Here is a 26171-nt window from a genome sequence, read left to right on the forward strand (position 1 = left end):
CATGAGCAACTACACCGATGAACTGGTCGACTTCGATACGGCACTGGATCGCTACGACCCGGTCCTGGGCTTCGAGGTCCACGTTGAGCTGAACACCAAGACCAAGATGTTCTCCGACGCGCCGAACGCTTTTGGCGATGCCCCGAACACCAACGTCACCCCGGTAGACCTGGGCCTGCCCGGCGTGCTGCCGGTGGTCAACAAGACCGCCGTGGAGTATTCCATCCTGATCGGCCTGGCACTGAACTGCCAGATCGCGCAGAAGTGCGGCTTCGCCCGCAAGAACTACTTCTACCCGGATACCCCGAAGAACTTCCAGACCTCCCAGTACGATGATCCAATTGCCTTCGACGGCTACCTGGACATCGAGCTGGAAGACGGCGAAGTCTTCCGCGTCGAGATCGAACGCGCCCACATGGAAGAAGATGCCGGCAAGCTGACCCACATGGGTGGCGCTGCCGGACGCATCCAGGGTGCGGACTACTCGCTGGTTGACTACAACCGTGCTGGTGTTCCGCTGGTGGAGATCGTGACCAAGCCAATCGTAGGCGCCGGCAAGCGCGCTCCCGAGCTGGCCAAGGCCTACGTGGCCGCCGTGCGCGAAATCGTGAAGAACCTGGGCGTTTCGGATGCCAAGATGGAACGCGGCAACGTGCGTTGCGATGCCAACGTCTCGCTGATGCCCAAGGGCGCCCAGAAGTTCGGCACCCGTACCGAAACCAAGAACGTGAACTCCCTGCGCGCGGTGGAGCACGCCGTGCACTTCGAGATCGAGCGGCACGCAGCGGTGCTGGATTCCGGGGCGAAGATCGTCCAGGAAACCCGCCACTGGCATGAGGACACCCGTTCGACCACCTCGGGCCGCCCGAAGTCGGATGCCGATGACTACCGCTACTTCCCGGAGCCGGATCTGGTGCCTATCGTCACCACCGCCGAATGGGTCGAAGAGCTGCGCGGCCGCCTGCCGGAACCGCCAGCCGAGCGCCGCAAGCGCCTGAAGGCCGAGTGGGGCTACGCGGACAAGGAATTCCGCGACGTGGTCAACGCCGGTGTGCTCGACGAGATCGAGCAGACCATTGCCGCTGGCGCCAGCGCCGCTGTGGCCCGCAAGTGGTGGATGGGCGAGATCGCCCGCCTGGCCAAGGCCGCGGACAAGGACATCGCCGATCTGGGCGTGAGCGCTGCGACCATCGTTGAGCTGAACTCGCTGATCGAGGCGAAAAAGATCAACGACAAGATCGCCCGCCAGGTGCTGGAATTCGCCATCGCCGGCGAAGGCACCCCAAGCGAAATCGTCGAGAGGCGCAGCTTGGCTGTGGTGAATGACGATGATGCCTTGGGCAAGGCCGTGGATGATGCCATGGCTGCCATGCCTGATGTGGTCGAGAAGATCAAGGGCGGCAAGATGCAGGCCATCGGTGCGCTGATGGGCCCTGTCATGAAGGCCACCCGCGGACAGGCCGACGCCGGCCGCGTGCGCGAAATCGTGATGGAGAAGCTGGGACTCTAGTCCCCGGACTCCAAACCCTGGCGCCAGCCTCGGACTTCCAATCGTGAAGTCCGAGGCTGGCGTTTTTTAGCAAGCATTACGCGCAAGCGGTCTTGATGGCACAAGTTTTTATGAGTCGTTTTTATATTCAGTTATCATCTGAACATGATCAATGCATCTCGTGGAGCAAGAATTTTCAGCACGGTGGCCGCGGTTGGGCTGCTGCTCACTGGGTGCAGCGAACCAGAGCCGGACCTGGAATCCTCAACGCCAACGGTAGTTCCTTCGCCGAGCAAGGAAGAACCTGGGATCGAATCCCTGCGAGATGCGGATCTTGGAAACGCAACCTGGATGGATCCGATGGCGCTCGATGGCAAACCCTCGAAGATCCGTCTTGAGAATTCGAAAGCCAGCGATGAATTCAACAGCCATGAGCTGGGCAAGATCGTCTACGCGGATCTGGATGGCGACGGCGTAGACGATGCCGTCGCATCGTTCATCAGCACGTCCGGCAATGCCTATTGGGAGCACTTCGTTGCCTGGGTTGCGACGGAGGAGGGGCCAGTCCAGGTTCCCGGCGAGATCGCTTATTCGCATAATTGCGGATCCACCGTTGCGAGCGTGGTGCCAGCCACGCAGGGCGTCAAGGTCACTGAGTACCTGCGCAGCGATTTCCAGAATACTGCCTGCGCGGAAAATGGCCCGCTGGAACAGGTTCGAACGGTAGGCGTAAAACAGTATTCCGGCGATGACCAGTACTACCTCGTGCGCACGGACGCTCTTGGAGGCGACGGTGGATACTGCCACCCGGAGGCAAAGGGCGACACCATTTCCGTGTCGATCCCCGTCTATTCTGCCCCGAACGCCAAGAGCGAGATGCCTCTGGACGATCAAGAAATGATGGGCTACCTGGCCGGACCGGAAGCCATGGAGGAAGTCACCGACGACGGGCAGTGGATGCTGGGCACGGTGCTGATCAGGGATGGGCAAGCGGAGTCGGGCATGCAGACGCGCTGCGCGTGGATGCCGACGATGAAAAACCCGCTGCATACCGACGGGGACGCGGTGCTGGGTGAAAACGGCCAGCCGGCTGGATAGGGCGAAGTGGAACCTGCCTGGAATCGCACCTTCCGGCTTCTGTCATCGAGGCATACTGGATAGATGAATAGCGACTGGTTCGATAGGCCCGGTGGTGAACCTGTCCATCTTGTCGAGCATGATCCGTCGTGGGCCGTCCAGGCCGCTGATTGGATGCTGCGCATCAAGGCCGCCATTGGTCCTGACGCGGCATCTGCAGAGCATATCGGGTCGACAGCAGTTCCGGGCCTCATCGCCAAAGCAGTTCTCGACCTCCAAATAGCTGTTCCGGATATTTCAGAAGAGTCCGCGTACCGCAGCGGCCTCGAAGCGCTGGGGCTTGTGCTGCGGCAACGGGAGGCCGGCCATCTCTTCTTTCGTCCGCCCGCGGGAGAGCCCCGAACAGTGCATGTTCACGTGTGCCAACTCGGTTCGGTCTGGGAACGCGAGCATCTGGTGTTCCGCGATCGACTGAGGGAAGACGCCAATGTTGCTACCGCATATGCCGAGCTGAAACAGGACTTGGCCACGAGGGTCGGGGATGACAGGATCGCTTATGCGCGAGGCAAGGCGCAATTCATCAAGGACGTTGTCGACGGAAAGTCGCTGCATGGCCGGTCGGCGTGATCCCCAATCGCGACGAGAAATGCTTGCGCAGCAGATCATCAGAAGCAAAGCCAACCTGACGGGCAACGGCGCCAACCGACAGGTCGCTTTGTTCCAGTAGGCGTTGGGCCTCGCTGACTCGAAGATCATTGAGCCATGCAATAGGTGTTGTCCCGACCGCGTCTGAGAACCACCGGTGAAAAGTCCGTGGTGACATTGCGCAGACCGCTGCTAGTTGTTGGACGTTCCAATGCCGTTGAAGATCTTGGCTGACTGCCAGATGCAGTTGTTCAACTGACGGCGATGAATTCCCAGGGATGCTGGTATCCGCGTATTGCGCTTGGGTTCCCGGTCTGAAAATAGGGGTGACCATGGCCTTCGCGATAGTTTCTGCAGCGCTGGTTCCCCAGTCCAGACGTACTAGATGGAGTAATAGATCAACTCCTGCGGTGACTCCAGCCGAAGTCCATACTTTGTCCTCGCCACAATACAAATCCCTCGACTTGACGTTGACCTCTGGATAACGCCTTGCAAGTTCATTGGCAAAACGCCAGTGGGTCGTCGCGCTTCGCCCATCGAGCAGTCCTGCAGCGGCGAGTGTGAATGCGCCGGTACACAATGAGGCGACAAGGACCCCGGAGGAAGCAGCTCGTGCAACTGCTGCCACTTCCTGCGGGTGAGGTTCTGCGAGCGGATTCTCGCTTCCTGGAACCACCATCATGTCGAGTTCCTCCACCGAAGCAAGCGGATGTGTGCGCCGTATTGAGCGAACCGGGTCAAGAGCGGTGACCGTGGTTGCTGCGAGGATTCGAACTGCGGGCCGGGGGAGACCACGGTCGGTTCGGTCGTCGTACACCTCACGTGCAACTTCGATATCAAATGCTCGACGGCCCGGCCCAATTAGAATCCCCACAATGGACATGGCGCAATCTTATCGAACCATGTCATTTATGCCACTGGTTGGGTTCCTCGATCCCTGATGAAGTAGAAGCATGATGACAAGTACAAAGACCGCATTGATCGTGGTTGACATGCAACAGGGTTTCTACGACACCTCATGGGGCCCGACAACCAACTACCCGCAATGCGAGAACAACGTTGATCGGCTTCTCTTGGAGTGGTCCCAAAAGAACATGCCGATAGTGATCGTCAGGCACGATAGCCGAAATTCGGACTCGCCCTTGTTCGTGGAAAGTCCCGGCAATAATCTTCACGAATCGGTGCAAGCGGTCACCCCTGATCTGTTCGTAACCAAGTCAGTGAACTCATCATTTTATGGCTCCCCGGATTTGGGCCAGTGGCTGAGGTCCAATCAGATCAAAAAAGATCGTGGTTTGCGGAATCCAAACCAACTTGTGTGTAGAAGCCACCGCCCGGATGGGCGGAAATCTGGGATTTGACATCATTGTGCCTCTCGATGCCACACGAACATTTGATCTGGCAGGACCTGACGGCACGGTAATACCGGCAGCCACTCTGATGCAGGTCACGGCGACCAATCTTCACGGAGACGGCTTTGCGCTGGTGGTTTCGACGCGAGAGATTCTGGATTCATTGAAAGCGGCCTGACATGGAAGCAGATATTCGGCCGGGTGCTGTCGCCACCGGATTCATGTTTACGCTGACTGGATCCGGCATGTCTTCTATAGGCTTGCCCCATGAATATCTCGTTCACAGCAATGGCACCGGAAGACAGCAGTGCCATCGCCGCTTTTCTATCAAGCAACAGCTTCCCATTCCATGTCCGTCGGAACTGGACAGAGCCGGAGCTGAGACGACTAGTCGATAGCGGACGATATTGGAACAGCGAGAGCCAAGGATTCTGGATTATTGGCGACGGAGAATGCTTGGGAATGGCAGTACTCGAAGATCTGGAAGACGACACCCCCATGCTTGACCTGCGCTTGGCGGAAAAGTACCGGGGATCAGGCCTGGGTACCCTCGTACTGAGGGAATTGACCGCCAAGGTGTTCACTGATTTCCCCGGCACCCTGCGCTTCGAAGGCCAAACCAGGGAAGACAACTTCGCGATGCGCAAGACTTTTCTTCGCGCCGGATTCCTCAAGGAAGCGCATTACCGGATGGCGTGGCCCACCGGCGACGGGCGCCATCTCGCCTCGGTTGCCTACGCGATCCTGCGCCAGGATTGGGAATCCGGGACCACTACCCGCTTCGATTGGGAAGATCTGGACCTGTGAGCGGCGCGCGGTCCTGCGGCATTTGATTCGGTGCCTCTGGCGAATGCGCACTGATCCTGCTAGGGTTTCACACCAAATCAACTACCGCTGAGCGGTAGAAGGCTTCTAGGAGGGTAGCCATGGCTGCATGGCCCAGAATCGCGGCGCTGGCCATGCTGCTGGCCGCCATGGTGGCATTGGTAGCATTCCAGTGGCTTCCAGCTCTCTTGTTCTTGCCTGCTGCAGGAGCCTTGCTCGTTTGGGACAGCTCTGCGCGCGGACGCTCTTCAGGCCGCGGGAAAGGCCATGGGTAGGCCAGCTGTGACCTGCCGGATGCCTTTCACGACGCGTCTTTGGCCAAGTGATCCCGGGTGATTTCCAGATGCCCCAAGTGCTGGCAGAGCTCTTCGAGCACATGCAGCAGCACGCCCTGGCAGGTGGACATCCAGTATTCGCCCTCCCTGCGTGGCGGGGCCGCAACGGGAGCATCATGCATGGCAGTGAACGCCAGGTCGTTGGCGAACGCCTTCCTGGCCTCATGCGCCAGTTGCAGGGCAGCCTCCTTGTCCATCACCGCGGTGAACTCGGCGGCCCGATCGCGGGGGACCTCGATGCCGAGATTGACCGTGGAAGACCAGCGGCGCATCATCCCGCAGCAATGCAGCACCAGCTGCACCGGCGAATTGCTGCCGTGAACGGGCAGGACGCTATTGGCCTGTTCCTGCGGAATGCTCGCCAAGGTTTCGGTAAGCTGGTCGAATTTCTCCAGCAGGAGCGTGGCGAGGATCTGCTCGCCGGGTGCAGGGGAGTCCATGCACCGATTCTAGAACGATTCGCGCGGCAGGGTGAGCCATGCGGGGTGCACTAGCATTGAGCAATGACTTCTTCTGTCTCCACGGATAAGGGAATGCCGCCAGCCGAAGTTGAAATTGACGCGGAGCTGGTCAGGCACCTGCTGGTTAGCCAGGCGCCGCACTGGGCGAACCAGGACATTGCCTATCTGGCTACCGGGTGGGATAACGAGGTGTACCGGCTGGGTGCTGAGCTGGTGGTGCGCCTGCCGCGCCGGGAACTAGGCGAGGCCATTGGACTCAAGGAACGGCGTTGGCTGCCGCAATTGGCCGCCGAGACCGGCCTGCCCATCGCCATGCCGGTCTTCGTTGGACGGCCCGCACCGCAGTACCCCTTCACGTTCTCCATCTGCCCCTATGTCCCGGGCCGCAGCGCCGCGACGGTGGACCGCCGCAGGCGCGATGGCTACGCCGGAGAATTTGCGCAGTACCTGTACCGGCTGCACCAGCCTGCCGGAGCCGCAGCGCCCAGCAGCGAATTCCGGGGCGTGGGGCTGGCCGCACTCGATGCGAAAACCTGCGGCCAGATTGCGGCGCTGGACTCCCCGCTGCGAGGTCCGGCGCAGGCCCTCTGGTCCCACGCATTGTCCGCCGCGCCGCATGATAAGGCATCGCTGTGGTTGCACGGTGATCCGCATCCGCACAATACGGTCATCACTGAGCAGCACGGCCGCTGCCAGCTAGCGGCGCTGATCGATTTCGGGGATTTGTGTGCCGGGGACCCGGCCTCGGATCTGGGCATGCTGTGGATGCACTTCAGCGCCGAAGCCACCGCCTCGGCTTTCGAAGGCTACGGCGCCCAACCGGGCAGCGACCTGTGGCAGCGGTCCAGGGGATGGGCGCTGCGCTACGCCATGCTTGCCGCAACGCTTACCGAGGAGGATCCGCTGGGCCGCATCGGGCGCCAGACGCTGCGACTGCTGCTCGCCGGCGGCCAGTACCGGAAGTGAGCAGCAACCGGCCGGCGCGGATCGGGATTCTTGGAAGTGACCGGGGAATTGCTCCGGGCACTGGCCGGGCCCGGTTGCCGGCGATAGCCTGAAGCCACGCACGAAGTTTCTTGCAACTTCATCGATCCATGATGAGCTGGACATGCCCAAGAAAACCTCGCCGGAACCGGTTCGCGATCAGCGCGCAGATCACTTGCTCACTCCGGAGAATTGCGTGCTGGCGTTGATCGACTTCCAGCCCGAGCAGTATGGCACGGTCACTTCCACCACTCGCGAGCGGATCGATCTGAATGTCGTGGCGCTGTGCCGGCTGGCTACGGAGTACGGGATTCCGGTGGTGCTCTCGACCGTGGGCGTGGACATGGGAGTCAACCAAGGCACCGCGCAGGTGATCAAGGACGAGCTGCCCGGGGTCAAGGAAATCGACCGCAGCGGAGTCAACGCCTGGGAGGATGCCGAGTTCAGGCAGGCCATCGAAAGCAGCGGCCGGCGCAAGGTGGTCATGGCCGGGTTGTGGACCGAGGTCTGCCTCGCCTTTCCCACCCTGGACATGCTTTCCGAAGGCTACGAGGTCTATCCTGTAGCCGACGCGGTGGGCGGCATATCCCAGGCGGCGCACGACTTCGCCTTCGAACGGATGATAGCCGCCGGCGCCCAGCCGGTCACGGCCATTTCCTTCGGAGGCGAGCTCATGCGCAACTGGGCCCGCGATGATTCGGACAAATTGCGCAAGATCATGCGCTGGTACTTCCCGCTGAAGCATGAACTGGATTCGGCTGGGAAGTAGGCCCCGCGGATTTGCCGAGGCGTCAATGCGATAATTCCAGCTGGCGGTTACCTATTCTTGTGAATGTCCTCCGTTGAGTTTTCGAGAAAGCCGCACGATGTCCGCCAGCACGGGTCTTGATTTCTATCAGCACGGCCTGCACCGCATGCGCGGACGCGATCCGCAGGAGCAGAACCGGACCGCCACCACCTTGGAACTGTTCTTCGACCTGACGTTTGTCACGGCCTTCGGAATTGCCGGCAGCGAGCTGGCCCACGGCATCGAGGTGGGGCACTATGCGCCGGCCATCATCTCCTTCGCCATCGCGTGCTTGTCGATCATCTGGGCCTGGGCCAATTACGCGTGGCTGGCCTCGGCCTTAGACAACGACGACTGGCTGTTCCGGAGCCTGACCTTGGTGCAGATGGCGGGCGTCATCGTGCTGGCGGTCGGCATCCCGATGATGTTCGCCTCCATCGATCAGGGGGCGGTGCTTGATGCCAATGTGATGGTCGCCGGCTACATTGTCATGCGCGTGGCGCTGATCGGGCAGTGGCTGCGGGTGGCCCGGCACGATCCGCAGCACCGGATGTCAGCGCGCGGCAATGCTATCGGGGTGGGCATTGCCCAGCTGGGCTGGACCTCATTCCTCTTCCTTCCGCTCTCGCTGGTTCCGGCGTTGTGCTGCCTGGCGGTCTTCTGGATCATCGATTTCAGCGCACCGCTGATTGCGGAGCGGGTGGCCCGTTCCCATGGCGAATCGGGTATTCCCTGGCACGCCCACCATCTGGCGGAACGCTATTCGCTCATGTCGATCATTGCCCTGGGCGAATGCATCGTGGGAACCTTGGCAGCTGCCCGGACGATCTCCCAATGGGCGAACTGGAATTTCGAGAGCATCGTGGTGGTCGCCGCGGGCGTGCTGATTTCTTTCTCGCTGTGGTGGGCGTACTTCCAGCTGCCCTCCGGACCGGTGCTCCATTTGCGGCGGGACAAGGCCGCGGCGTGGATCTTCGGGCATATTGCGCTTTTCACGTCCATTGCCGCGATCGGCGCCGGGCTGCACACCATCGGCTACGCTTATGATCCCGAAGCCGCTACCGACCCAGTGGTGGTCATTGTGGCTCTGGCGATTCCGGTTTTCGCCTTCATGGTCATCATTACCCTGCTGCTGACCTGGTTGCTCGGTGCCCCGATGTTCACCTGGGCGCATTGCCCACGTTCCTGATGCCGCTGGCCGCTGGCCGCGGCCGGGCTCAGCCAGCTGGGCGTTCCGGTGTGGGCCTGCTTGCTGGTGCTGCTGTGCTCGCCGCTGACCGTGATCATCGTCTACGAGCTGGGGTATTGGCGCAAGCTGGCAGTATCCCTGGACAGAGTCCTGGATCAGCCTGCGGGGTAGCGGTACTCGATCAGCCCAGCCGGCAATTATGCTCCGGAAGCCATGCCGGGCAGTGCGTCCATGCTGCTGAACACCTGGGTTGCTCCGGCCGCGCGCAGCAGCTCGGGCGAAGTGCTCGTGGGTCCGCCGTTGGAATAGCCGTACACCGTCGCGCCGGCCGCGATCCCGGCAGCCACCCCGGTGGCAGTGTCCTCGATAACCAGTGCGCCAGCTGGGTCAAGGCCCAGTGACGCGGCTGCGGCCAGGTAGACATCCGGTGCCGGTTTGCTGCGTGGGCATTCCATGCCGCTGAAGACCCGGTCTCCGAAGTACTCGGTGAACCCGGCCAGGGCCAGCTGCATTTCGACCTTGGCCCGGTCTGCGCCAGTGGCGCAGGCAATGTTCTGGCCGTAGACCGCCGAAATCTGCTTGACTGCTTCCAGCGCTCCGGGGATCGGCTGCAGCTCCGAGCGCAGCGCTTCGTCGCGGCGTGCGCGGAACTGGCTAATCCACTGGTCGTCGAAGCGGAATCCGGTCTGGTCGAGGATGGGTTGCCACTGGTCTTTCAACGCCTTGCCGATGAAGATCTCGATGCATTGCTCGGGGCTGATCTCCCAGCCCAGCTCGATGAGCATCTGGCGGAGCACGGAATTGGTGATGGACTCGGAATCCACCAGGACGCCATCGCAATCGAAAAGCACGGCGGAAAATTTCGGATGCAGCAAGGGCGGTCCCTTCCAAGGATTCAGCAATTGGCTACGCGGCAGAGAACTCGTGGAGAATGCGGGCCAGCGGCGCCAGCTCGGGCTGATCTTCTGCCTGCTTCAACACGCGTTCCAGCGTGGCATCGTGAATGGGCTTGGCCTTCTGGTACAGCTCGTGGCCAGTGGCAGTGAGCTCGGTGTAAATGCCGCGGCGGTCATCGGCGCACAGCACCCGCGAGAGCAGATTGCGGTCTTCGAGCCTGGTAACCAGTCGCGTCGTTGCGCTGGGGCTCAGGGCCGTGGCGCGGGCCAGCTGCGCCATGCGCATATGCCAGCCATCCTGACGATTCAGGGCATCCAGAAGTGTGTACTCGACCACAGAGAGCCCCACTTGCGCCGTCAGGTCCTTTTCAAGTGCAGTATCGATTAATCCGTGCAACGACGCCAAAGTGCGCCATCCTCTTGCCCGAATTTCGACAGCATCATCTGCAATTCCCATCGGTTCCTCCAAAAGTACTTGCTTGCGCTGGTTAGTTGCGTGTGCAACGATAGTGTTCATCGCGCAATAACAAGCGTGTGCAACTAATTTATCTAGTCTATCAGGAGTAACGCTATGCCGCTCGGTCTTATTGCGTTGGCCATCGGTGCCTTCGGCATCGGGCTTACCGAATTTGTCATCATGGGCTTGTTGCCGGATGTGGCGGCCGACTTCGGCGTCAGCGAGGCCGCAGCTGGCTGGCTCATTTCCGGATACGCATTGAGCGTGGTGGTCGGCGCCCTCGGCCTGACCGCAGCCACCGTCCGCTGGCCGCGCAAGCCGGTGCTCGTCGGTTTGCTGGTGCTTTTCATCATCGGCAACTCGCTTACCGCGATGGCAGCAACGTACGAAGTGGCCATGATCGGCCGTGTCATTGCTGCCCTGTGCCACGGTGCCTTCTTCGGCATCGGCGCGGTCGTGGCAGCCGACCTGGTCCCGGCCAACAAGAAGGCTGGCGCCATTGCCATCATGTTCACCGGGCTGACCGCGGCCAACGTACTGGGTGTTCCCTTCGGTACCCTGCTGGGGCAGCATTCCGGCTGGCGCTCGACTTTCTGGGCCATCTCCGGCATTGGCGTTATCGCCCTGATCGGCATCCTCGTGCTGGTGCCAGCCATCAAGCACGCAGCCGAAGGCATCTCCCTGCGCAGAGAACTCGGGGCCTTCACCTCGCTGCAGGTCTGGCTGTCCCTAAGTGTCACGGTCCTTGGCTACGGTGGCATGTTCGGCGCCTTCACATACATCGCCTACACCCTGACCGAGGTCACCGGATTCAATGAGACCAGCGTTCCATGGCTGCTGATGCTCTTCGGCGTGGGTCTGTTCGTCGGCAACTGGATCGGTGGCCGCATGGCTGACAAGAGCATCGACCGCACTCTGCTCATCTTCATCTCGGCACTGCTGGTGGTCCTTGTCCTCTTCGGATTCTTCGCAAGCAACCAGATCGCCACCGTTATCGCTTTGCTGCTGATGGGCGGCTTCGGGTTCGGAACCGTTCCCGGTCTGCAAAGCCGCATCATGCAGTACGCCGGCAATGCACCGACCCTGGCATCCGGCGCCAATATCGGTGCGTTCAATGTCGGCAATGCGCTGGGCGCATGGGCTGGCGGCCTGGGCATTGCGGCAGGCCTGGGCTACACCTCGCCGATCTGGATCGGCGCGCTGATCACCCTCGTCGCACTGGTCGTTATTCTCCTGGCCATGGGCTTGGCCAAGAAGTCTTCGGCAGCATCACCCCAGCTGGTTACAGCTGGCTAATCCACAGTTTTGTTCAGTCCCCAACCAATTTCTAGGAGTTAGACATGACTACCCCCATTCCAACCATCACGCTGAACAATGGCGTTGAAATGCCTCAGGTAGGTTTTGGAGTCTTCCAGGTTCCCAACGAAGAGACCACTGCTGCAGTGGGTTCAGCGCTCAAGGCCGGCTACCGCAGCATCGATACCGCCGCCATCTACGGCAATGAGGAAGGCGTGGGCGCAGCACTGGCCCAGTCCGGCATCGCCCGAGAAGACCTGTTCATCACCTCCAAGATCTGGATTGCGGACATGGGTTACGAGCAGGCGCTGGAAGCCTTTGATGCAAGTCTTGAGCGCTTGGGCCTGGACTACCTGGACCTGTACTTGATTCACTGGCCAGCCCCGGAAAAGAATCTCTACGTTGAGACGTGGAAGGCGCTGGAGAAGCTGTATGCAGAGAAGAAGATCCGCGCCATCGGAGTTTCCAACTTCCAGCCTGAGCACCTGAAGCAGCTGGTCGCCGAAGGAACCATCGTTCCGGCCGTGAACCAGGTGGAGCTCCACCCAGCTTTGCAGAACCGCGAAGTCGTTGCAGCTAACGCGCAGCACGGTATCGTCACCGAAGCATGGAGCCCGCTGGCTCAGGGTGCAATGCTCACCGACGAAACCATCGTGGGCATCGCTCAGGCACATGAGGTGTCCGCGGCTCAGGTCATCCTGCGCTGGCATCTGCAGCAGGGCCGGGTGATCATCCCGAAGTCTGTGACTGAATCACGAATCATCGCCAACTTGAACTTGTTCGGCTTCAAATTGACCAGCGACGAACTGGCAAGCATTGATGCCCTTGATCGCGATGGACGCACCGGCCCAAACCCGGACACCTTCAACGGCTAACTTGATGACAACAACCAAGATGCTGCCTGTGCCCTCATCGGGCCACGGGCAGCATCTATGGCTTGGATAGTCCGAGGATTTGTTCGGATGTGGACTTTCTGCACTGGCGCCGGCTGGCCACAAGCATTATGGAGTGACGGACGACTATGCGTCTGATACAGCTATACGGCGGATCGTACAGTTTCCATTGATCAATGCTCTGCGGAAAAATGTAGGTAGAAATCATGTTTCGCCCGTCGGCCAGCTATACAGTCAAATGGAGACAGATCGGCGACGCGTGCTGTCTCCGGTTCGGCATCCTGCTGGTACGGCAAATTTTTTTCTGCCGCAGTCACGGTTGGAGAACGCAACGGCGCGTACTTGCTTGAGAATCATGCCTATCAGCGCCGTAAGTTCGCCTTTGGAGATTTCGAATGCCGAACTTGCAACTGCAGCGGGCGTTAGTTCGCCACCCCGGAGATAGCCACGGCGAGGACTCCACCCGTTCCCTCACCGAGGATGCCGTTGAATTGCACCGCATCGACCTGTGCCGTAGACAGGATCTCTGAAACCGATACGTTGTTCTCCTCGCCATTGCAGATGACTTCGACAGTATCGTTGCCGCTCCAACTGGACCCAGTCTGGGTAGCGAATCCGAGTCGAAGCGTTCCCTCTCCGAAGCAACTGACGCGGATCCCCGTGATCCGGGCGCCGGAGTCATAGTTGAGAACGATGCCCGAATCAGTATCTCCCGGAGTACCTTGGCCAACGCGCAGGGTGCCCCCACCGAGGGATCCCTTTGCAGACGTGGCTGCCTCTAGGAACATACTTGCCTCGTTTTGTGACTGATTCCAATCGACCTCAGGCATCGACGAGCAAGAGGCCAACCCGATAATAAGGACAGTTGGCATGATGACCGGAGAAAGACATTTAACCATTTGAAGCCATACTATCAAGGTGACTGAAGAATGAAACTTTGGTGTAACCGGACTGTCAGAGCTACGGCACGGCTGGTGTTTGAACGTGTTTGGTTTTAGGCGCACAATGTAGAAAGTTCAAAGGCCGTGAATCTGGGCGCGCTTTGTCTCAAAGAGGTGACGTACGCTGGGAGAAGTTGGATCCGCTCAGCCTTTACCCTACCTGGCGACGGAGCGCCCGCGTCGAGGATCCGATTCATGAGCGTCCATGTAGATTCGAAAATAAGTACTTCTACCGCGCAGGACCGCAATCAGTCTGAGACGGGCTCGACGATTGCTAAATCCAGACTGGGAAAGCTCGTATCCGTGAAACCGGTTCAATCAAATCGTGAAACTACGTTGTTGAGTCGGCTGATTGTCACTATCGTGTTGGGATGCTTTGCGATTTATTTCCTAGCACCAATATGGTGGTTACTGGTGTCGGCTTCAAAACCGATGGGCGAGCAGTTTGCTGCTCCAGGTTTTTGGTTCAACGGAATGCACCTGGGGAACAACATCGCCGAGTTGTTGGCGGCACGCGACGGAATTTTCCTGCGGTGGATTATGAATTCCGTATTTTATGCCGGGATCGGTGCCCTGGTTGGGACGTTACTGGTATCGATGGCTGGCTATGCCATGGCCAAATACCGCTTTCGTGGACGCGAAGTAGTTTTCAGTGTGGTGCTAGCAGCGGTACTAATTCCCAAGATTCTTTTCACTTTGCCCCTGTACCTCATGTTTTCAGAGCTGGGATTGATCAATAATCCATTGGCTGTCCTGCTGCCCAGTATCGTCAGCCCCTTCGGTGTATACCTTTCGCGAGTCTTCGCCGCGCAGTCCGTACCTGACGAAGTAATTGAAGCAGCGCGTCTTGACGGGGTAAGTGAAGTTGGGATCTTCTTCCGCGTGGGTGTGCGCATGATGACGCCCGCGCTGGTGACCATCTTCTTGTTCAATTTTGTAGAAATCTGGAATAACTATCTGTTGCCTGCAATGGTCATCAATGACTCCTCATTGCAGCCCGTGACAGTGGGTTTGGTGGCTTGGTTTGCTTCCAATGGCAAGGTGCCAATGTCGCTGTTAGTCGTTGGAGCACTGGTTTCCGTGATTCCGTTGCTGTTGCTATTCCTGTTCCTGCAACGCTTCTGGAAAGCAGGCCTGACAGCTGGCGCCATCAAATAAGCGGAATGCCCAAGGCTCGGTATTTTTACATCATTGGTCAGCAAAGCGGCCAGCTCAACGCTCTAGGTTGAGCTGGCCGCCTTGCTGTTCGGAGCTGTCCGGGAAAGTGGAAAAGCCTCCCAAGAAATGGCCTCCAACGCGAACTAACCCGGCGCTAGAGATTTTCGGCCACCAACTTCCGCGCCGTCTCTCTGAGGGCATCGATAACTCGAATAACTGTCGGTCTGTGAAGGTGTTCGGCGCGTACCAGGATGTCGATTTGTCGACCGGATTCCAAGCCTGAAACTGGTCGTAAAGTCACATCCTTGCCCAGCATGGACCGCGAAGTGAAGCGAGGCAAAATTCCCAAGCAATGACTGGCTCGTACCAGTGCGGCTGCCGTGCCGTAGTCGTTGACCCGATGCTCAATTCGAGGAGCCGACCCCGACAACGCGGCGATGGTATCGAGCACATCAGCCGGCGAGAATCCTGGGCGGGAGACCACCCAAGGCTCTTCGATAACTTGAGCTGGCGAGAGACTTTCAAACCGTGCCAGTGGATGATCTTGATGCACAGCAATATCTAGGGGTTCGAAGGCCAATGGGATTACGGAAACTCTGTCGGCAGGCCAGGCCTCGGTATGCGGCATTCGGTGAGCGAGGACCAGATCATATGTAGAAGTTAGGGCCGGAAAATCTTGTTGTGAAACGTCTTCATCAAAGAAACGCAAGGGCGGCAGGTCATCATCACCGGAATTCAGTAACGGCGCGAAGATCGTTTGGCCAATGGAATGAAATCCAGCGATGAGTACCGGTTGGGCAAAGTTGCCTTCATAGTTCCTGATCTTGGAGTCTGCCTCGGCGAGAGTTGAAGCAACCTGGGCGCTGGCTTGTGCCAAGATCCTTCCTTGGCTGGTGAGTACTAGCCGCCGTCCCTCTTTCTGTGTCAGTGGCACAGGGAAATTGCGCTGCAGTTGGGCCAAATGCTGCGAGACCGCCGAGGGCGAGACAAAAAGGGCCTTCGCCACGGCGTTGACGCTGCCCAAATCCGCGAGTTCACGCAGAATCCTCAACTGATGCAATTCCATGAAGTAAATTCTAAATCGTTGGATCAGTAAATCAGTGATCTTCTAAGGTGTTGTACCGTGCTGTCGGGTGCGACACTTGAAGCGACCCCATGTCTGTGTTGCGCGCACCCAGGTGCCCAATCCAAAGGAACCCGCATGAAAGCACTGTACAAGTCCGGCCCGCACGCGGGGCTGGAACTCGTTGATCGCCCAGAACCAGAGACCGGCGCCCACGAGGTCAAGATCCGCGTCATGACCGCCGGAATCTGCGGCACCGATCTGCACATCGAAGCCTACGATGATGCAGCCAAGGCCATGATCAACACCCCGCTGGTTCCGGGCCACGAGTTCTACGGCGAGGTCGTGGAAATCGGCGACTTCGTGCACGGGGTCAAGATCGGCGACCGCGTCTCGGGTGAAGGCCACGTTGTGTGCGGCCTGTGCCGCAACTGCCGCGCCGGACGCAAGCAGATGTGCATCAACGTCGATTCGGTAGGCGTGCAGCGTGACGGCGCATTCGCCGAATACGTGGTGATCCCCGAAAGCAATGTCTACATCCACCGCGATGAGCGCATCACCCCACTGCTCGGCGCCATCTTCGACCCGTTCGGCAATGCCGTGCACACCGCACTGCAGTTTCCGATGGTGGGCGAGGACGTGCTGATTACCGGCGCCGGACCCATCGGCCTGATGGCCGCGGCAGTGGCCCGCCACGTCGGCGCCCGCAACATCGCCATCACCGATGTCTCCGAGCAGCGCCTGGAACTGGCCCAGTCCATGGGCATCGATCTGGCCGTGAATGTCGCGACCACCCGCATCAAGGAAGCGCAGCAGAAGCTGGGCATGGTCGAAGGCTTCGACTACGGCATGGAAATGTCCGGGCACAAGACCGCCCTGCCGGAAATGATCGAGAACATGAACCATGGCGGCAAGATCGCCATGCTCGGCTTGCCCAGCACCTCGATCGACATCAACTGGGGCAAGGTTGTCACCCACATGCTGACCCTGCGCGGCATCTACGGCCGCGAAATGTTCGAGACCTGGTACGCCATGAGCGCCATGCTCACCTCCTCGGAGGTGATGCGCGAGCGCATTGCCTCGGTGGTTACCGACTTCCTGCCGGCCACCGAATGGCAGCAGGGATTCGAAGCTGCTCGCAGCGGGCACGGCGGCAAGGTCGTGCTCGACTGGACCGTTTTCTCAGGCTAAGAATTTCCCGCATCAACAAGGAGCATTTGCAATGTACACGGATCTCAAAGACCAGCTTGCCGCCGAATTGGACGAGCTGAAGTCCTCCGGCCTGTTCAAGGCAGAACGCCACATCGACTCGGCCCAGTCCGCTTCCATCATGGCCGGCTCGCTGGGCGACGATGCACGGAAGGTGCTGAATTTCTGCGCCAACAACTACCTGGGCTTGGCCGATAACCAGCAGATCATCGACGCGGCCAAGACCGCCATGGATGAGCGCGGCTTCGGCATGGCCTCGGTCCGCTTCATCTGCGGCACCCAGGACCTGCACCTGGACCTGGAAGCCAAGCTCTCTAAATTCCTGGGCACCGAGGACACCATCTTGTTCTCCAGCTGCTTCGATGCCAACGGCGGCGTGTTCGAATCGCTGTTCGGCAAGGAAGACGCCATCATCTCCGATGCGCTGAACCACGCCTCGATCATCGATGGCATCCGCTTGTCCAAGGCCGCGCGCTTCCGCTACGCCAACCAGGACATGGCCGACCTGGAAACCCAGCTGCAATCCGCCGCGCAGCTCAACGGCGGGGCGGGCGCCCGCCGCACCATCATCGTCACCGATGGCGTCTTCTCCATGGACGGCTACCTGGCTCCCTTGGAGGCCATCTGCGATCTGGCTGACAAGTACAACGCGCTGGTCATGGTCGATGACTCCCACGCCGTGGGCTTCATGGGCGCCACCGGGGCAGGCACCCCGGAGCATGCAGGAGTCTCAGACCGCGTGGACATCTACACCGGCACCTTCGGCAAGGCATTGGGCGGCGCCTCGGGCGGCTACGTGTCCGGCCGCGGCGAGATTGTCGCGATGCTGCGCCAGAAGGCCCGCCCGTACCTGTTCTCCAACTCGCTGGCTCCATCGATCGTGGCTGCCACGTTGAAGGCGCTGGACCTGGTGGTGGACTCCGGGGACCTGCGCGAGAAGCTCTTCGAGAACGCTGCGCACTTCCGCCGCCGCATGACCGAAGAGGGCTTCGAATTGCTCGACGGCGAGCACGCCATCATTCCGGTGATGTTCGGCGACGCGGTCAAGGCCGCAGAGGTCGCAGGCAAGATGCTGGAGCAGGGCGTCTTCGTCACGGCCTTCAGCTTCCCGGTAGTGCCCAAGGGCGCCGCGCGCATCCGCGTCCAGCTTTCTGCCGCGCATTCGGCTGAGGATATCGAGGCCTGCGTGCAGGCATTCGTCGCCAGCCGCTGACCCAGGGGGATTGCCCGCCGCCGTGTTTCAATAGGGATGACGAGTTGGAATAACCAAAGGCGGTGGGCTCATGGCCACCAGGAACGACGTGGCGCGCTTGGCCGGCGTATCTCCTAGTACCGTGTCCTACGTGATCAGCGGCCGGCGCACCATTTCCGAGGCGACCAAGGCCAGGGTCCTGGCGGCCATGCGGGAGTTGAACTACACCCCGGATGCCTTTGCCCAGGGCCTGGCCGGATCGCGCCGGGGCATCCTTGCCCTGCACTTTCCCACCAGCCTGGACGGCTATTCTTCCACCGAGTTCGAGTACGTCACCGCCGCCATGGAGCGTGCCCGCGCGCTGGGCTACCACATGCTGTTGTGGTCCAACCCGATGACCGATGCCATGGGATTGGAAAGCCTGGTCGGGCAGAAGCTGGTGGCCGGGGTGCTCTTGATGGAAGTGTCGATCAATGACCCGCGCTTTGATGTCCTGCGGCGCGCGGGCATTGCCTTTGCCTCCATTGGCCGTCCCGATGACAGCGCGGACCTGTCCTATGTCGATAATGATTTTGCCCAGGCCGGGCGCATCGCGGTGGATTATTTGGCGAGCCTCGGCCACCAATCCATCATGTACATCAACGTATCGGTGGAAGACCAGGAAGCCGGCAACGGCCCGGCCGTCCGCACGGCCCGGGCCATCTGCGATGCCGTGCGCGATCGGGGCATGGCGATGCAGGAAGTGCCGGTGGAAAACAACGCCCGCGGCGGCCGCGCGGCGCTGGATGCCTATCTGGAACTGCACCCGCGACCCACTGCGGTGCTTGCGCTCAAGGAGTTCGCCACCGCGGGATTTGTCAACGCCGCTGGCCTAGCTGCGTTGCGGATCCCCGATGACCTCTCGGTGATCGCCCTGGGGGTCGGGGACCGTTCGGCCGAGATGGTTGCCCCGGCGCTGACCACGGTAGCCCCGCCGGGGGAGGCCATTTCCCATGCCGCGGTGGACGCCCTGGTGCAGCAGATCGAGGGGCGCTCCCAGGCGCCGGTGCAGCAACTGGTCGCGCCGCTGATGGTGGTCCGGGACAGCTCGGGCCCGGCACCGCGATGACCTGCCCGCGCCATTTTCTCCACGGTGTTCACCCATAACTGTTGACGCGCGTCGATGACCTGCGTCACTATTGAGGGGATCACTCGTGCCAGGCCGCCTCATCCGGCAGGGCATTACCCAACGTGGAGGGCATCATGACTAAAGCAAAACGTGGGCTGAAGTTCGCGCCGGTTATCTCGGTGGCAGCAATCGGCCTGCTCCTGGCCGGTTGCTCGGGCGGAGCAGACCCCAATGACCCCAACGCCTCCGGCGGCGGCGAAGCCCAAGTGGGCCAAGCCGACGGAGTCGTCGATATCTACGGTCCGGTCACCGGCATTGAAGCCGAACTGCTGGAAGAATCCTGGGCCAAGTGGTCCGAGGAGAACGGCATCAAGATCCGCTACACCGGCGACAAGAACTTCGAATCCCAAATCGGAATCAAGGTCCAGGGCGGCGACACCCCGGACCTGGCCGTCTTCCCGCAACCCGGCTTGCTGCAGGCCACCGTGGCCCAGGGCAAGGTGCAGCAACTTCCCGAGGCAGTCCAGTCCCAGCTGCAGAGCAACTGGTCCGAGGACTGGCAGAACTACGGCAAGGTCGATGGGGTGCAGTACGGGGTGCCGCTGATGGCCAGCGTGAAAGGCTACATCTGGTACTCGCCCAAGCAGTTCGAGCAGTGGGGCTTGAGCGTCCCGGAAACCTGGGATGAAATGACCACCCTGGGCACCGAAATCTCGAAGCAGACCAATGAACCGGCCTGGTGTGCCGGATTCGCCTCGGGCGAGGCATCGGGATGGCCGGGCACCGACTGGATTGAAGACGCGGTCCTGCGCCAGTCCGGAACCGAAGCCTACGACAAGTGGGTTTCGGGCGATCTGGAATTCACTTCGCCAGAAATCACCAGCGCCTTCGAATCCGTTGGAAAGATCCTGCTGGACCCAGAGCAAGTCAACGCCGGATATGGCGACGTGAAGTCGATCAACGCCACCGCCTTCGGCGATGTTGGCACGGCCGTGGCCAAGGCAACCTGCCCGCTGACCCACCAGGCATCCTTCCTGGAAGGATACGTCCTGGATTCCAAGAACGCCGATGGCGAGAAAGCTACCGTGGCGCCTGACGGGGATGTCTGGGCTTTCGTTGCCCCGCCAGCCAAAGCCGATGACCCCGTATCTGTTGTAGGCGGCGGTGAATTCGTTGCCGCCTTCTCCAATGATGAGGATACCGCCAAGGTCCAGGAATACCTGGCCAGCGCGGATTGGGCCAATAGCCGCGTTGGACTCGGCGGCGTGATCTCGGCGAACTCCGGGCTTGATCCGGAGAACGCCAGCAGCGACCTGCTGCGTTCCGCTGTTGAATTGCTGCAGGATCCGAACACCACTTTCCGCTTCGACGGGTCTGATCTGATGCCCAAGAGCGTCGGCTCCGACTCCTTCTGGAAGGGCCTGGTGGACTGGATCGATGGCAAGCCGACCAAGGAAGTGCTTGAAAATATCCAGTCCGGCTATGACTCCTAGTCGCCATCTGGTCCATCGCCAACGGCCGGGAGCCCCGGTCGTTGGCGGGATTGTAGGAGCCTGAGCGCATGTCTGAATTCTTCCAGTGGCTGGCTGGCGTTCCGCCGCTAGTCCAAGTGCCGATCGTCCTGGTTGTCTTCGCGGTCTTGATCGCAGCGATCCTCGCCTTTGTCGAGATAGCGACCAAGGGCGGACGGGTTTTCGCCGTCGTGCGCTTTGCCGCCGCGGTCTTGGTCCCGGTGGCGATCCTGCTGGTCCTGGGCCTGTACAACTCCGTGATGTGGGTGGCCGCGCTGGCCGCGGTGCTCGGTGCGGTGCTGTTTTTCCTGGACCGGCGCTCGCGATCCGGCGCCGGCTCGCTGGTGCAGCTGTCCGGTTTCCTGGCTCCGGCCATGCTGCTGCTCGCTATGGGCTTGATCTACCCCACGGTCCGCACCGCGGTCAGCGCCTTCATGGCCAACGACGGATCCGGCTTCGTCGGCCTGGGGAATTTCCTCTGGGTGTTCACCAGCCCCGATGGCCTGACCGCCCTGCTCAATACCCTGGTGTGGGTTCTGGTGGCGCCCGTGGTCTCCACTATTATCGGATTGGCCTACGCGGTATTCATCGACAAGAGCCGTGGCGAGAAGTTCTTCAAGCTGCTGGTGTTCATGCCCATGGCGATTTCCTTCGTTGGCGCGTCGATCATCTTCAAGTTCTTCTACGACATCCGCCAGGGCGAGCAAATAGGCGTGCTCAACGCGATCATCACGGCATTCGGGGCCACCCCGGTCGACTGGCTCGGGCTCGAACCGTGGAACACGTTGTTCCTGGTGGTCATCCTGATCTGGACACAGGCGGGATTCGCCATGGTCATCCTGTCCGCGGCCATCAAGGGCGTGCCCGCAGAGCAAATCGAAGCAGCCTCCCTGGACGGGGCCAGCCCATGGCAGCGTTTCGCCAATGTCACGCTGCCGGGGATCCGCTCCACCGTCATCGTCGTATTGACCACCATTTCCATTGCCTCGCTCAAGGTCTTCGACATCGTCTCTTCGATGACCGGCGGACGCTCGGATACAACGGTGCTGGCATTCGAAATGGTGCGCCAGTTCCAGCTCGGGGCACGCACCGGCTACAGCTCGGCCCTGGCCGTCATCCTGTTCATCCTGGTACTGCCGATCATCATCTACAACGTCCGCCAGCATAAGAAGCAAAGGGGAGTCCGATGAGCACCGTCAGCGAATCCTCTCGACGCCTCTTGGCAGCTACCGAGAAAACCAGCGGGAAACTGCGCAAAGCCACCACCTCCCGCGCAGCCACCATTGCGGCGTTCATCATTGCCGCGGTGTGGACCATCCCCACCTTCGGCCTGTTTGTCTCCTCCTTCAGGCAGGCTGATGACATCAAGACCTCGGGCTGGTGGACGGCCCTGTCCAATCCTTCATTCACGCTCGATAACTATGCGCAGGCCTTTGCCTCCGGCGACAGCCTTCCGCTGTCCAAGGCGTTCCTGAATTCGCTGGTCATCACCATTCCGGCGGCGATCGTGCCGATCCTTGTCGCCAGCTTGGCTGCCTACGCTTTCGCGTGGATCAACTTCAAGGGGCGCAATACGCTCTTCGTTCTCGTTTTCGCCCTGCAGATCGTTCCGATCCAGATGGCGCTGGTTCCGCTGCTCCAGCTGTTCTCGGACGGAGTGAAGATCGGTGGGCTGTACATCCTGCCGGGCTTGGGAGTCAACGGGCTGGATGGCGCCTACGCCAAGGTCTGGATTGCCCACACGATCTTCGCCTTGCCGTTGGCGATCTTCATGCTGCACAACTTCATTTCGGAGATCCCCGATGAGGTCATCGAGGCTGCTCGTGTTGACGGAGCCGGGCACGGGAAGATCTTCTCGAAAATCGTCCTGCCCCTGTCGATGCCGGCTATTGCTTCCTTCGGAATCTTCCAGTTCCTCTGGGTGTGGAATGACCTCTTGGTGGCGACGGTCTTCACCTCGGGTGGAGGCTTGCCGATCACGAAAGCGCTCCAGGACCTCTCGGGTACCTACGGGCAATCCTGGGAGCTGCTCACCGCAGGCGCTTTCATCTCGATGATCATTCCGCTGGCGGTCTTCTTCGCCCTGCAACGGTTCTTCGTGCGGGGATTGCTGGCAGGTGCCACCAAGGGGTAACCCTGGCCTGCAGTGGGAACAATAGGGTGCCAGTCTGAAATCCCAGACGGGCACCCTATTGTTCTGCCCCATAGGCAACGAGCCATGGGTAGGCTCTTGGCTAAAGGATTGGAAATACCACGAAGGCGGAGCGCTCATGGCAACCCTGTTGCTTACCAACATTGGACAGCTGACTACGGTTGACGCGAAGGGGCGCGTGCTGGAAGACGCGGCGGTGCTGATCGAGGACGGACTGGTTGCATGGATCGGCAACATGGCGCATGCACCTGCTGCGGGACACGAGATCGATTTGGGCGGCCGTGCGGTGCTGCCCGGTTGGGTTGATTCCCACAGCCACCTGATTTTCGGCGGCGACCGCGCCGAGGAGTTCGTAGCCCGCATGGCAGGCCAGTCCTATGCCGCTGGAGGCATCGCGGTCACCACATCGGCCACCGGGCAGCTCTCGGACAAGGAACTGGCCGACCTCGTGGCTGATCGCCGCCGTGAAGCTCTGGCGATGGGCACCACCTGGATGGAAACCAAGACCGGCTACGGCCTGGCACTGGAAGAAGAAATCCGGCATTCGGTGCTGGGCAAGCCGCTGGTCGATTCCCTGACTTTCCTTGGCGCTCACTTGGTCCCGGCAGGATGGGATGCCGATGACTACACCGATTTGGTCACCGGACCGATGCTGGATGCCGTGGCGGCCAACGTCGACTTCGTGGATGTCTTCTGCGAACGCGGCGCATTCACCGAAGAACAGTCGCGCCGGGTCCTGGACGCCGCAAGGAACAAGGGACTGGCGACGAAGGTCCACGGAAACCAGCTGGGTCCAGGGCCGGGCGTGAAGCTGGCCGTAGAGTTCGGCAGCCACTCGGTAGACCACGTGAATTACCTGGACGAACAGGACCTCCATGCGCTCGCCGGAAGCTGGGCTGGCTGGGACACTGCAACAAGAACAGGGACTGCGGGCACCGTCGCCACCTGCTTGCCCGCCTGCGACCTGTCCACACGGCAACCGCTGGCCCCGGGCCGTGCACTGCTCGATGCAGGCGTGCGAATCGCACTGGCGAGCAACTGCAATCCGGGTACCAGCTACACGAGCAACATGAACTTCTGCGTGGCTACCGCAGTGCTCCAAATGGACCTGACCCTGGCTGAAGCCATCGAGGCGGCAACCTACGGAGGGGCGCTCGCGCTGGGCGTTGCCGACCAAGTGGGATCTATTGAGATCGGCAAGCGCGCGGATCTGCATGTTCTTGACGCGCCAGTTGCTGCGCATCTGGCGTACCGTCCCGGGATGAACCTGACCCACAGCGTGTATCGGGCCGGCAAAGCGATCTAGAGCTATGTGAGAGCCCATCCAAAATTTGTCTGGATCGCGCGCGCCCAGAGAAGGGGGATAGGGACGGCAGGGATCCAGCCGCAAGGATTCCTCGGCCCCGGGCCGTGCCGCGGATTGAAGCAGTCCAAGCCGTAAGCAAAACTAGGACTCTGCATTCTGTCCGCCCGGTAGATCGAAGCGATGAGAAGCCTTCAATGCCTGCCCCTGCTGGCCACGCAGGTCCGCTACTCCCAATTCCCGACGACTGGTGGCGGCTTCTGGTGAGATCGAGGCAAGCCTCCGTGCCTTCCCAGACCGGTAGCTTCCTAGCGCTGGGAAATCAGCGTCTCGTGCCCGGAGCCATGGGCAATTCTCCCGCTTGGCTCAGCACAGTTCTGCATGGGGATGCCCACTGTCCCAATGTCACTGAGAATAAAAGAGGCTTGCCTGCGGCTCGTGGAAACCGATGAAACGGCAGCTGCTCTTGCAAAGTCAGTTGGCTACGAAACAGCGGTCGCATTTAGGCAGCGATTCCAGGCCTTGAAAAGCTTGCCGCCTGTTGAATACCTGGCGGCGTTTCGCAAATAGCCACGAGGCTAGGAGGGCAGAATGAATATTCCATCTGGGCTCTCGAATCCTGAACGCTGACCGGTGCGCGCGTACACGCTCACCGACCATTGGGAGCCAGAACGGTAGGGAGCTAAATGCCAGTCGGCGAATCGCTGCACGAGCTGCAGCGAGGTTCCTTCGCGGAGTTCGTCCTGGTCTTCCGGTCCGCCGTTGGCATGGCGGGTGGTTCCGACAACGAGTACGCCCGTGACGCTGAGCACCTGATCGGCTAAGTTGAAAACGCCTCGCAGTTCATCGCGAGAAATGAAAGCAGGCACATTACCGGTCAACAATAGGGCGTCGTACGTCCTTGGCAGGTCATGCTCGCCCAATGAGCCCACGGCCAGCTGGTTCGCCGATAGCTGCCGGAACCAGCTCCCGTCGAATAGCTCTGCAGCTACATCCAGCACTTGGGGTGTGGGATCTATGCCGTAGCCACGGTGTCCCAAGCGGCGCAAGGCGTTGACGGTGTTGCCTACCCCGCAACCGATATCGAGAATTCGTGAATTGCGGCGGCAGAGCATGTCGGTGAAACGGGCGACTACTTCCAAATCAGTGCCGTCAAGGGTCTGAGCACGCATCTTCGCTGCGTATGAATCGTAGTCGGGGCCCATGTCCACAGTTTTGCATAGGAACGAGAGGTGAGCGACTTGTTTGCGCTAGTAGGCAGAAAATATAGCTCCGGATTAGGCATTCATGATAAACAAGACCTATGGCTAATACTGCTTTCAAGGGAACCCCTGTACAGACTATTGGTGATCTGCCGGCCGTTGGCTCGCAGGCTCCAGCTTTCACTCTCACCGACACCGGCCTTGCAGATGTCACCAGCGAATCGCTGGCTGGCCGTCGCGTTGTCCTGAACATCTTCCCGTCGGTTGATACCGGCGTTTGCGCTGCCAGCGTGCGTCGCTTCAACGAATTGGCTGCGGGTCTGGAGAACACGACCGTGGTGTGCGTTTCTGCTGACTTGCCATTCGCTCTGGGACGCTTCTGCGGTGCCGAAGACATCGAGAACGTTACCGCTGCTTCGGTCTTCCGTTCCGACTTCGGTTCGGACTATGGCGTCACCCAGGTTGACGGTCCACTAGCTGGTTTGCTGGCCCGTTCGGTTGTAGTCCTGGATGAAGACGGCAAGGTTGTTTACAACCAGATCGTCCCGGAGATCACCACCGAGCCGGACTACGAGGCAGCCATCTCAGCACTGAACTAGATATTCTTTGTATCGGAGACGATACGCCAAAATGCCCACCTGAGCAT

General features: G+C 60.4%; 30 protein-coding genes. 23 read left to right on the forward strand and 7 right to left on the reverse strand.

Annotated features, from left to right (window positions below; translation table 11 throughout):
• The first annotated feature begins 1 nt into the window (after nucleotide 1).
• The 3 genes from gatB to ACWICV_RS11945 all read left to right on the forward strand — a co-directional run bounded on the left by gatB (nucleotide 2) and on the right by ACWICV_RS11945 (nucleotide 3193).
• On the forward strand, nucleotides 2-1510 hold the full coding sequence (gene gatB, locus ACWICV_RS11935) for an Asp-tRNA(Asn)/Glu-tRNA(Gln) amidotransferase subunit GatB (RefSeq protein ID WP_454091061.1): 1509 nt from the start codon (nucleotides 2-4) through the stop codon (nucleotides 1508-1510).
• 144 nt (nucleotides 1511-1654) lie between these two features.
• On the forward strand, nucleotides 1655-2587 hold the full coding sequence (locus tag ACWICV_RS11940; protein ID WP_454091062.1) for a hypothetical protein: 933 nt from the start codon (nucleotides 1655-1657) through the stop codon (nucleotides 2585-2587).
• A 63-nt stretch (nucleotides 2588-2650) separates the two neighbouring features.
• The gene (locus tag ACWICV_RS11945; RefSeq protein WP_454091063.1) at nucleotides 2651-3193 is read left to right on the forward strand and encodes a GrpB family protein; all 543 of its coding nucleotides are present in this window, start codon (nucleotides 2651-2653) and stop codon (nucleotides 3191-3193) included.
• Here ACWICV_RS11945 and ACWICV_RS11950 read toward each other — a convergent pair.
• Nucleotides 3147-4094 carry a GlxA family transcriptional regulator gene (locus ACWICV_RS11950; RefSeq protein ID WP_400290234.1) on the reverse strand — a complete coding sequence of 316 codons (948 nt, stop codon included), beginning with the start codon at nucleotides 4092-4094 and terminating at the stop codon, nucleotides 3147-3149. The two genes, ACWICV_RS11945 and ACWICV_RS11950, sit on opposite strands and share 47 nt — an antisense overlap.
• A 109-nt stretch (nucleotides 4095-4203) precedes the next feature.
• Between ACWICV_RS11950 and ACWICV_RS11955 the strand changes: the two genes are divergently transcribed.
• The 4 genes from ACWICV_RS11955 to ACWICV_RS11970 all read left to right on the forward strand — a co-directional run bounded on the left by ACWICV_RS11955 (nucleotide 4204) and on the right by ACWICV_RS11970 (nucleotide 5663).
• The gene (locus ACWICV_RS11955) at nucleotides 4204-4572 is read left to right on the forward strand and encodes an isochorismatase family protein (protein WP_400290570.1); all 369 of its coding nucleotides are present in this window, start codon (nucleotides 4204-4206) and stop codon (nucleotides 4570-4572) included.
• Nucleotides 4550-4741 (forward strand): cysteine hydrolase family protein, encoded by a 192-nt coding sequence (locus ACWICV_RS11960; RefSeq protein ID WP_400290237.1) that lies wholly within the window; start codon nucleotides 4550-4552, stop codon nucleotides 4739-4741. Before ACWICV_RS11955 ends, ACWICV_RS11960 begins: the two co-directional genes overlap by 23 nt.
• 110 nt (nucleotides 4742-4851) lie before the next feature.
• Nucleotides 4852-5370, forward strand: a complete 519-nt coding sequence (locus tag ACWICV_RS11965; RefSeq protein ID WP_454091151.1) for a GNAT family N-acetyltransferase — start codon at nucleotides 4852-4854, stop codon at nucleotides 5368-5370.
• A 119-nt stretch (nucleotides 5371-5489) separates the two neighbouring features.
• On the forward strand, nucleotides 5490-5663 hold the full coding sequence (locus ACWICV_RS11970; protein ID WP_400290244.1) for a hypothetical protein: 174 nt from the start codon (nucleotides 5490-5492) through the stop codon (nucleotides 5661-5663).
• A gap of 26 nt (nucleotides 5664-5689) precedes the next feature.
• Here the strand turns inward: ACWICV_RS11970 and ACWICV_RS11975 are convergent, their stop codons facing one another.
• Entirely contained in the window at nucleotides 5690-6163 is a 474-nt protein-coding gene (locus ACWICV_RS11975; protein WP_400290247.1) for a mycothiol transferase, read from the reverse strand.
• 63 nt (nucleotides 6164-6226) lie between these two features.
• Here ACWICV_RS11975 and ACWICV_RS11980 point away from each other — a divergent pair, with 63 nt between their 5' ends.
• The 4 genes from ACWICV_RS11980 to ACWICV_RS11995 all read left to right on the forward strand — a co-directional run bounded on the left by ACWICV_RS11980 (nucleotide 6227) and on the right by ACWICV_RS11995 (nucleotide 9315).
• On the forward strand, nucleotides 6227-7150 hold the full coding sequence (locus ACWICV_RS11980) for an aminoglycoside phosphotransferase family protein (RefSeq protein ID WP_454091064.1): 924 nt from the start codon (nucleotides 6227-6229) through the stop codon (nucleotides 7148-7150).
• 142 nt (nucleotides 7151-7292) lie between these two features.
• Complete coding sequence (locus ACWICV_RS11985) at nucleotides 7293-7937, forward strand: isochorismatase family protein (protein WP_332487761.1); 645 nt, start codon at nucleotides 7293-7295, stop codon at nucleotides 7935-7937.
• A gap of 97 nt (nucleotides 7938-8034) precedes the next feature.
• Nucleotides 8035-9144: a low temperature requirement protein A gene (locus ACWICV_RS11990; RefSeq protein WP_454091065.1), complete on the forward strand. Its 1110-nt coding sequence runs from the start codon at nucleotides 8035-8037 to the stop codon at nucleotides 9142-9144.
• Nucleotides 9145-9192: 48 nt separating this feature from the next.
• On the forward strand, nucleotides 9193-9315 hold the full coding sequence (locus tag ACWICV_RS11995) for a hypothetical protein (RefSeq protein ID WP_454091066.1): 123 nt from the start codon (nucleotides 9193-9195) through the stop codon (nucleotides 9313-9315).
• 26 nt (nucleotides 9316-9341) lie between these two features.
• Here the strand turns inward: ACWICV_RS11995 and ACWICV_RS12000 are convergent, their stop codons facing one another.
• Nucleotides 9342-9995, reverse strand: coding sequence for an HAD family hydrolase (locus ACWICV_RS12000; RefSeq protein ID WP_454133277.1), 654 nt, complete (start codon nucleotides 9993-9995; stop codon nucleotides 9342-9344).
• Nucleotides 9996-10050: 55 nt separating this feature from the next.
• Nucleotides 10051-10497, reverse strand: coding sequence for a MarR family winged helix-turn-helix transcriptional regulator (locus ACWICV_RS12005; protein ID WP_332487755.1), 447 nt, complete (start codon nucleotides 10495-10497; stop codon nucleotides 10051-10053).
• Between the two features lie 114 nt (nucleotides 10498-10611).
• Between ACWICV_RS12005 and ACWICV_RS12010 the strand changes: the two genes are divergently transcribed.
• Nucleotides 10612-11793, forward strand: a complete 1182-nt coding sequence (locus ACWICV_RS12010; RefSeq protein WP_400290258.1) for an MFS transporter — start codon at nucleotides 10612-10614, stop codon at nucleotides 11791-11793.
• Between the two features lie 44 nt (nucleotides 11794-11837).
• Nucleotides 11838-12668, forward strand: a complete 831-nt coding sequence (locus ACWICV_RS12015) for an aldo/keto reductase (protein ID WP_400290260.1) — start codon at nucleotides 11838-11840, stop codon at nucleotides 12666-12668.
• A gap of 440 nt (nucleotides 12669-13108) precedes the next feature.
• On the opposite strand, the gene ACWICV_RS12020 is transcribed toward ACWICV_RS12015, so the two are convergent.
• A complete protein-coding gene (locus tag ACWICV_RS12020; RefSeq protein ID WP_105657172.1) occupies nucleotides 13109-13474 on the reverse strand; it encodes a hypothetical protein in 366 nt (121 codons plus the stop codon).
• A 348-nt stretch (nucleotides 13475-13822) separates the two neighbouring features.
• Between ACWICV_RS12020 and ACWICV_RS12025 the strand changes: the two genes are divergently transcribed.
• Nucleotides 13823-14785 carry a carbohydrate ABC transporter permease gene (locus tag ACWICV_RS12025; RefSeq protein WP_332595285.1) on the forward strand — a complete coding sequence of 321 codons (963 nt, stop codon included), beginning with the start codon at nucleotides 13823-13825 and terminating at the stop codon, nucleotides 14783-14785.
• Between the two features lie 154 nt (nucleotides 14786-14939).
• Here the strand turns inward: ACWICV_RS12025 and ACWICV_RS12030 are convergent, their stop codons facing one another.
• Nucleotides 14940-15851: a LysR family transcriptional regulator gene (locus tag ACWICV_RS12030; RefSeq protein WP_105657174.1), complete on the reverse strand. Its 912-nt coding sequence runs from the start codon at nucleotides 15849-15851 to the stop codon at nucleotides 14940-14942.
• A 135-nt stretch (nucleotides 15852-15986) separates the two neighbouring features.
• On the opposite strand from ACWICV_RS12030, the gene tdh reads away from it, so the two are divergent.
• From tdh to ACWICV_RS12070, 8 genes are all read left to right on the forward strand, one after another.
• Nucleotides 15987-17039, forward strand: coding sequence for an L-threonine 3-dehydrogenase (gene tdh, locus ACWICV_RS12035; protein WP_105657175.1), 1053 nt, complete (start codon nucleotides 15987-15989; stop codon nucleotides 17037-17039).
• Nucleotides 17040-17070: 31 nt separating this feature from the next.
• Complete coding sequence (locus ACWICV_RS12040) at nucleotides 17071-18270, forward strand: glycine C-acetyltransferase (protein WP_402472437.1); 1200 nt, start codon at nucleotides 17071-17073, stop codon at nucleotides 18268-18270.
• 70 nt (nucleotides 18271-18340) lie between these two features.
• Nucleotides 18341-19357: a LacI family DNA-binding transcriptional regulator gene (locus tag ACWICV_RS12045; RefSeq protein ID WP_400290263.1), complete on the forward strand. Its 1017-nt coding sequence runs from the start codon at nucleotides 18341-18343 to the stop codon at nucleotides 19355-19357.
• 134 nt (nucleotides 19358-19491) lie between these two features.
• Nucleotides 19492-20850, forward strand: coding sequence for an ABC transporter substrate-binding protein (locus tag ACWICV_RS12050; RefSeq protein WP_400290265.1), 1359 nt, complete (start codon nucleotides 19492-19494; stop codon nucleotides 20848-20850).
• Between the two features lie 68 nt (nucleotides 20851-20918).
• A complete protein-coding gene (locus ACWICV_RS12055) occupies nucleotides 20919-22058 on the forward strand; it encodes a carbohydrate ABC transporter permease (protein ID WP_454091068.1) in 1140 nt (379 codons plus the stop codon).
• Complete coding sequence (locus ACWICV_RS12060) at nucleotides 22055-23002, forward strand: carbohydrate ABC transporter permease (protein ID WP_105661767.1); 948 nt, start codon at nucleotides 22055-22057, stop codon at nucleotides 23000-23002. The genes ACWICV_RS12055 and ACWICV_RS12060 overlap by 4 nt, the downstream gene beginning before the upstream one ends.
• A gap of 136 nt (nucleotides 23003-23138) precedes the next feature.
• Entirely contained in the window at nucleotides 23139-24326 is a 1188-nt protein-coding gene (gene hutI / locus ACWICV_RS12065) for an imidazolonepropionase (protein ID WP_454091069.1), read from the forward strand.
• Nucleotides 24327-24761: 435 nt separating this feature from the next.
• Entirely contained in the window at nucleotides 24762-24893 is a 132-nt protein-coding gene (locus ACWICV_RS12070) for a hypothetical protein (protein WP_286134590.1), read from the forward strand.
• A gap of 8 nt (nucleotides 24894-24901) precedes the next feature.
• Here ACWICV_RS12070 and ACWICV_RS12075 read toward each other — a convergent pair whose 3' ends face one another.
• Complete coding sequence (locus tag ACWICV_RS12075; RefSeq protein ID WP_454133272.1) at nucleotides 24902-25528, reverse strand: class I SAM-dependent methyltransferase; 627 nt, start codon at nucleotides 25526-25528, stop codon at nucleotides 24902-24904.
• Nucleotides 25529-25626: 98 nt separating this feature from the next.
• Here ACWICV_RS12075 and tpx point away from each other — a divergent pair, with 98 nt between their 5' ends.
• Entirely contained in the window at nucleotides 25627-26124 is a 498-nt protein-coding gene (tpx, locus tag ACWICV_RS12080; RefSeq protein ID WP_332489327.1) for a thiol peroxidase, read from the forward strand.
• Nucleotides 26125-26171 lie beyond the last annotated feature (47 nt).

This window comes from Glutamicibacter sp. NPDC055354, from assembly GCF_053644955.1.

What these genes read in the sequence shown, in the direction of transcription:
- ACWICV_RS11960 (WP_400290237.1), top strand. Translation starts at nt 4,550, where the DNA reads ATGGGCGGAAATCTGGGATTTGACATCATTGTGCCTCTCGATGCCACA.
- ACWICV_RS12030 (WP_105657174.1), bottom strand. Translation starts at nt 15,851, where the DNA reads ATGGAATTGCATCAGTTGAGGATTCTGCGTGAACTCGCGGATTTGGGC.
- tpx (WP_332489327.1), top strand. Translation starts at nt 25,627, where the DNA reads ATGGCTAATACTGCTTTCAAGGGAACCCCTGTACAGACTATTGGTGAT.
- ACWICV_RS12055 (WP_454091068.1), top strand. Translation starts at nt 20,919, where the DNA reads ATGTCTGAATTCTTCCAGTGGCTGGCTGGCGTTCCGCCGCTAGTCCAA.
- ACWICV_RS11970 (WP_400290244.1), top strand. Translation starts at nt 5,490, where the DNA reads ATGGCTGCATGGCCCAGAATCGCGGCGCTGGCCATGCTGCTGGCCGCC.
- ACWICV_RS12040 (WP_402472437.1), top strand. Translation starts at nt 17,071, where the DNA reads ATGTACACGGATCTCAAAGACCAGCTTGCCGCCGAATTGGACGAGCTG.
- ACWICV_RS11975 (WP_400290247.1), bottom strand. Translation starts at nt 6,163, where the DNA reads ATGGACTCCCCTGCACCCGGCGAGCAGATCCTCGCCACGCTCCTGCTG.
- ACWICV_RS12010 (WP_400290258.1), top strand. Translation starts at nt 10,612, where the DNA reads ATGCCGCTCGGTCTTATTGCGTTGGCCATCGGTGCCTTCGGCATCGGG.
- ACWICV_RS12020 (WP_105657172.1), bottom strand. Translation starts at nt 13,474, where the DNA reads ATGTTCCTAGAGGCAGCCACGTCTGCAAAGGGATCCCTCGGTGGGGGC.
- ACWICV_RS11985 (WP_332487761.1), top strand. Translation starts at nt 7,293, where the DNA reads ATGCCCAAGAAAACCTCGCCGGAACCGGTTCGCGATCAGCGCGCAGAT.
- hutI (WP_454091069.1), top strand. Translation starts at nt 23,139, where the DNA reads ATGGCAACCCTGTTGCTTACCAACATTGGACAGCTGACTACGGTTGAC.
- ACWICV_RS12005 (WP_332487755.1), bottom strand. Translation starts at nt 10,497, where the DNA reads ATGGGAATTGCAGATGATGCTGTCGAAATTCGGGCAAGAGGATGGCGC.
- tdh (WP_105657175.1), top strand. Translation starts at nt 15,987, where the DNA reads ATGAAAGCACTGTACAAGTCCGGCCCGCACGCGGGGCTGGAACTCGTT.
- ACWICV_RS11950 (WP_400290234.1), bottom strand. Translation starts at nt 4,094, where the DNA reads ATGTCCATTGTGGGGATTCTAATTGGGCCGGGCCGTCGAGCATTTGAT.
- ACWICV_RS11940 (WP_454091062.1), top strand. Translation starts at nt 1,655, where the DNA reads ATGATCAATGCATCTCGTGGAGCAAGAATTTTCAGCACGGTGGCCGCG.
- ACWICV_RS11965 (WP_454091151.1), top strand. Translation starts at nt 4,852, where the DNA reads ATGGCACCGGAAGACAGCAGTGCCATCGCCGCTTTTCTATCAAGCAAC.
- ACWICV_RS12045 (WP_400290263.1), top strand. Translation starts at nt 18,341, where the DNA reads ATGGCCACCAGGAACGACGTGGCGCGCTTGGCCGGCGTATCTCCTAGT.
- gatB (WP_454091061.1), top strand. Translation starts at nt 2, where the DNA reads ATGAGCAACTACACCGATGAACTGGTCGACTTCGATACGGCACTGGAT.
- ACWICV_RS11945 (WP_454091063.1), top strand. Translation starts at nt 2,651, where the DNA reads ATGAATAGCGACTGGTTCGATAGGCCCGGTGGTGAACCTGTCCATCTT.
- ACWICV_RS12060 (WP_105661767.1), top strand. Translation starts at nt 22,055, where the DNA reads ATGAGCACCGTCAGCGAATCCTCTCGACGCCTCTTGGCAGCTACCGAG.
- ACWICV_RS11990 (WP_454091065.1), top strand. Translation starts at nt 8,035, where the DNA reads ATGTCCGCCAGCACGGGTCTTGATTTCTATCAGCACGGCCTGCACCGC.
- ACWICV_RS12050 (WP_400290265.1), top strand. Translation starts at nt 19,492, where the DNA reads ATGACTAAAGCAAAACGTGGGCTGAAGTTCGCGCCGGTTATCTCGGTG.
- ACWICV_RS12015 (WP_400290260.1), top strand. Translation starts at nt 11,838, where the DNA reads ATGACTACCCCCATTCCAACCATCACGCTGAACAATGGCGTTGAAATG.
- ACWICV_RS12025 (WP_332595285.1), top strand. Translation starts at nt 13,823, where the DNA reads ATGAGCGTCCATGTAGATTCGAAAATAAGTACTTCTACCGCGCAGGAC.
- ACWICV_RS11980 (WP_454091064.1), top strand. Translation starts at nt 6,227, where the DNA reads ATGACTTCTTCTGTCTCCACGGATAAGGGAATGCCGCCAGCCGAAGTT.
- ACWICV_RS12075 (WP_454133272.1), bottom strand. Translation starts at nt 25,528, where the DNA reads ATGGGCCCCGACTACGATTCATACGCAGCGAAGATGCGTGCTCAGACC.
- ACWICV_RS11955 (WP_400290570.1), top strand. Translation starts at nt 4,204, where the DNA reads ATGCAACAGGGTTTCTACGACACCTCATGGGGCCCGACAACCAACTAC.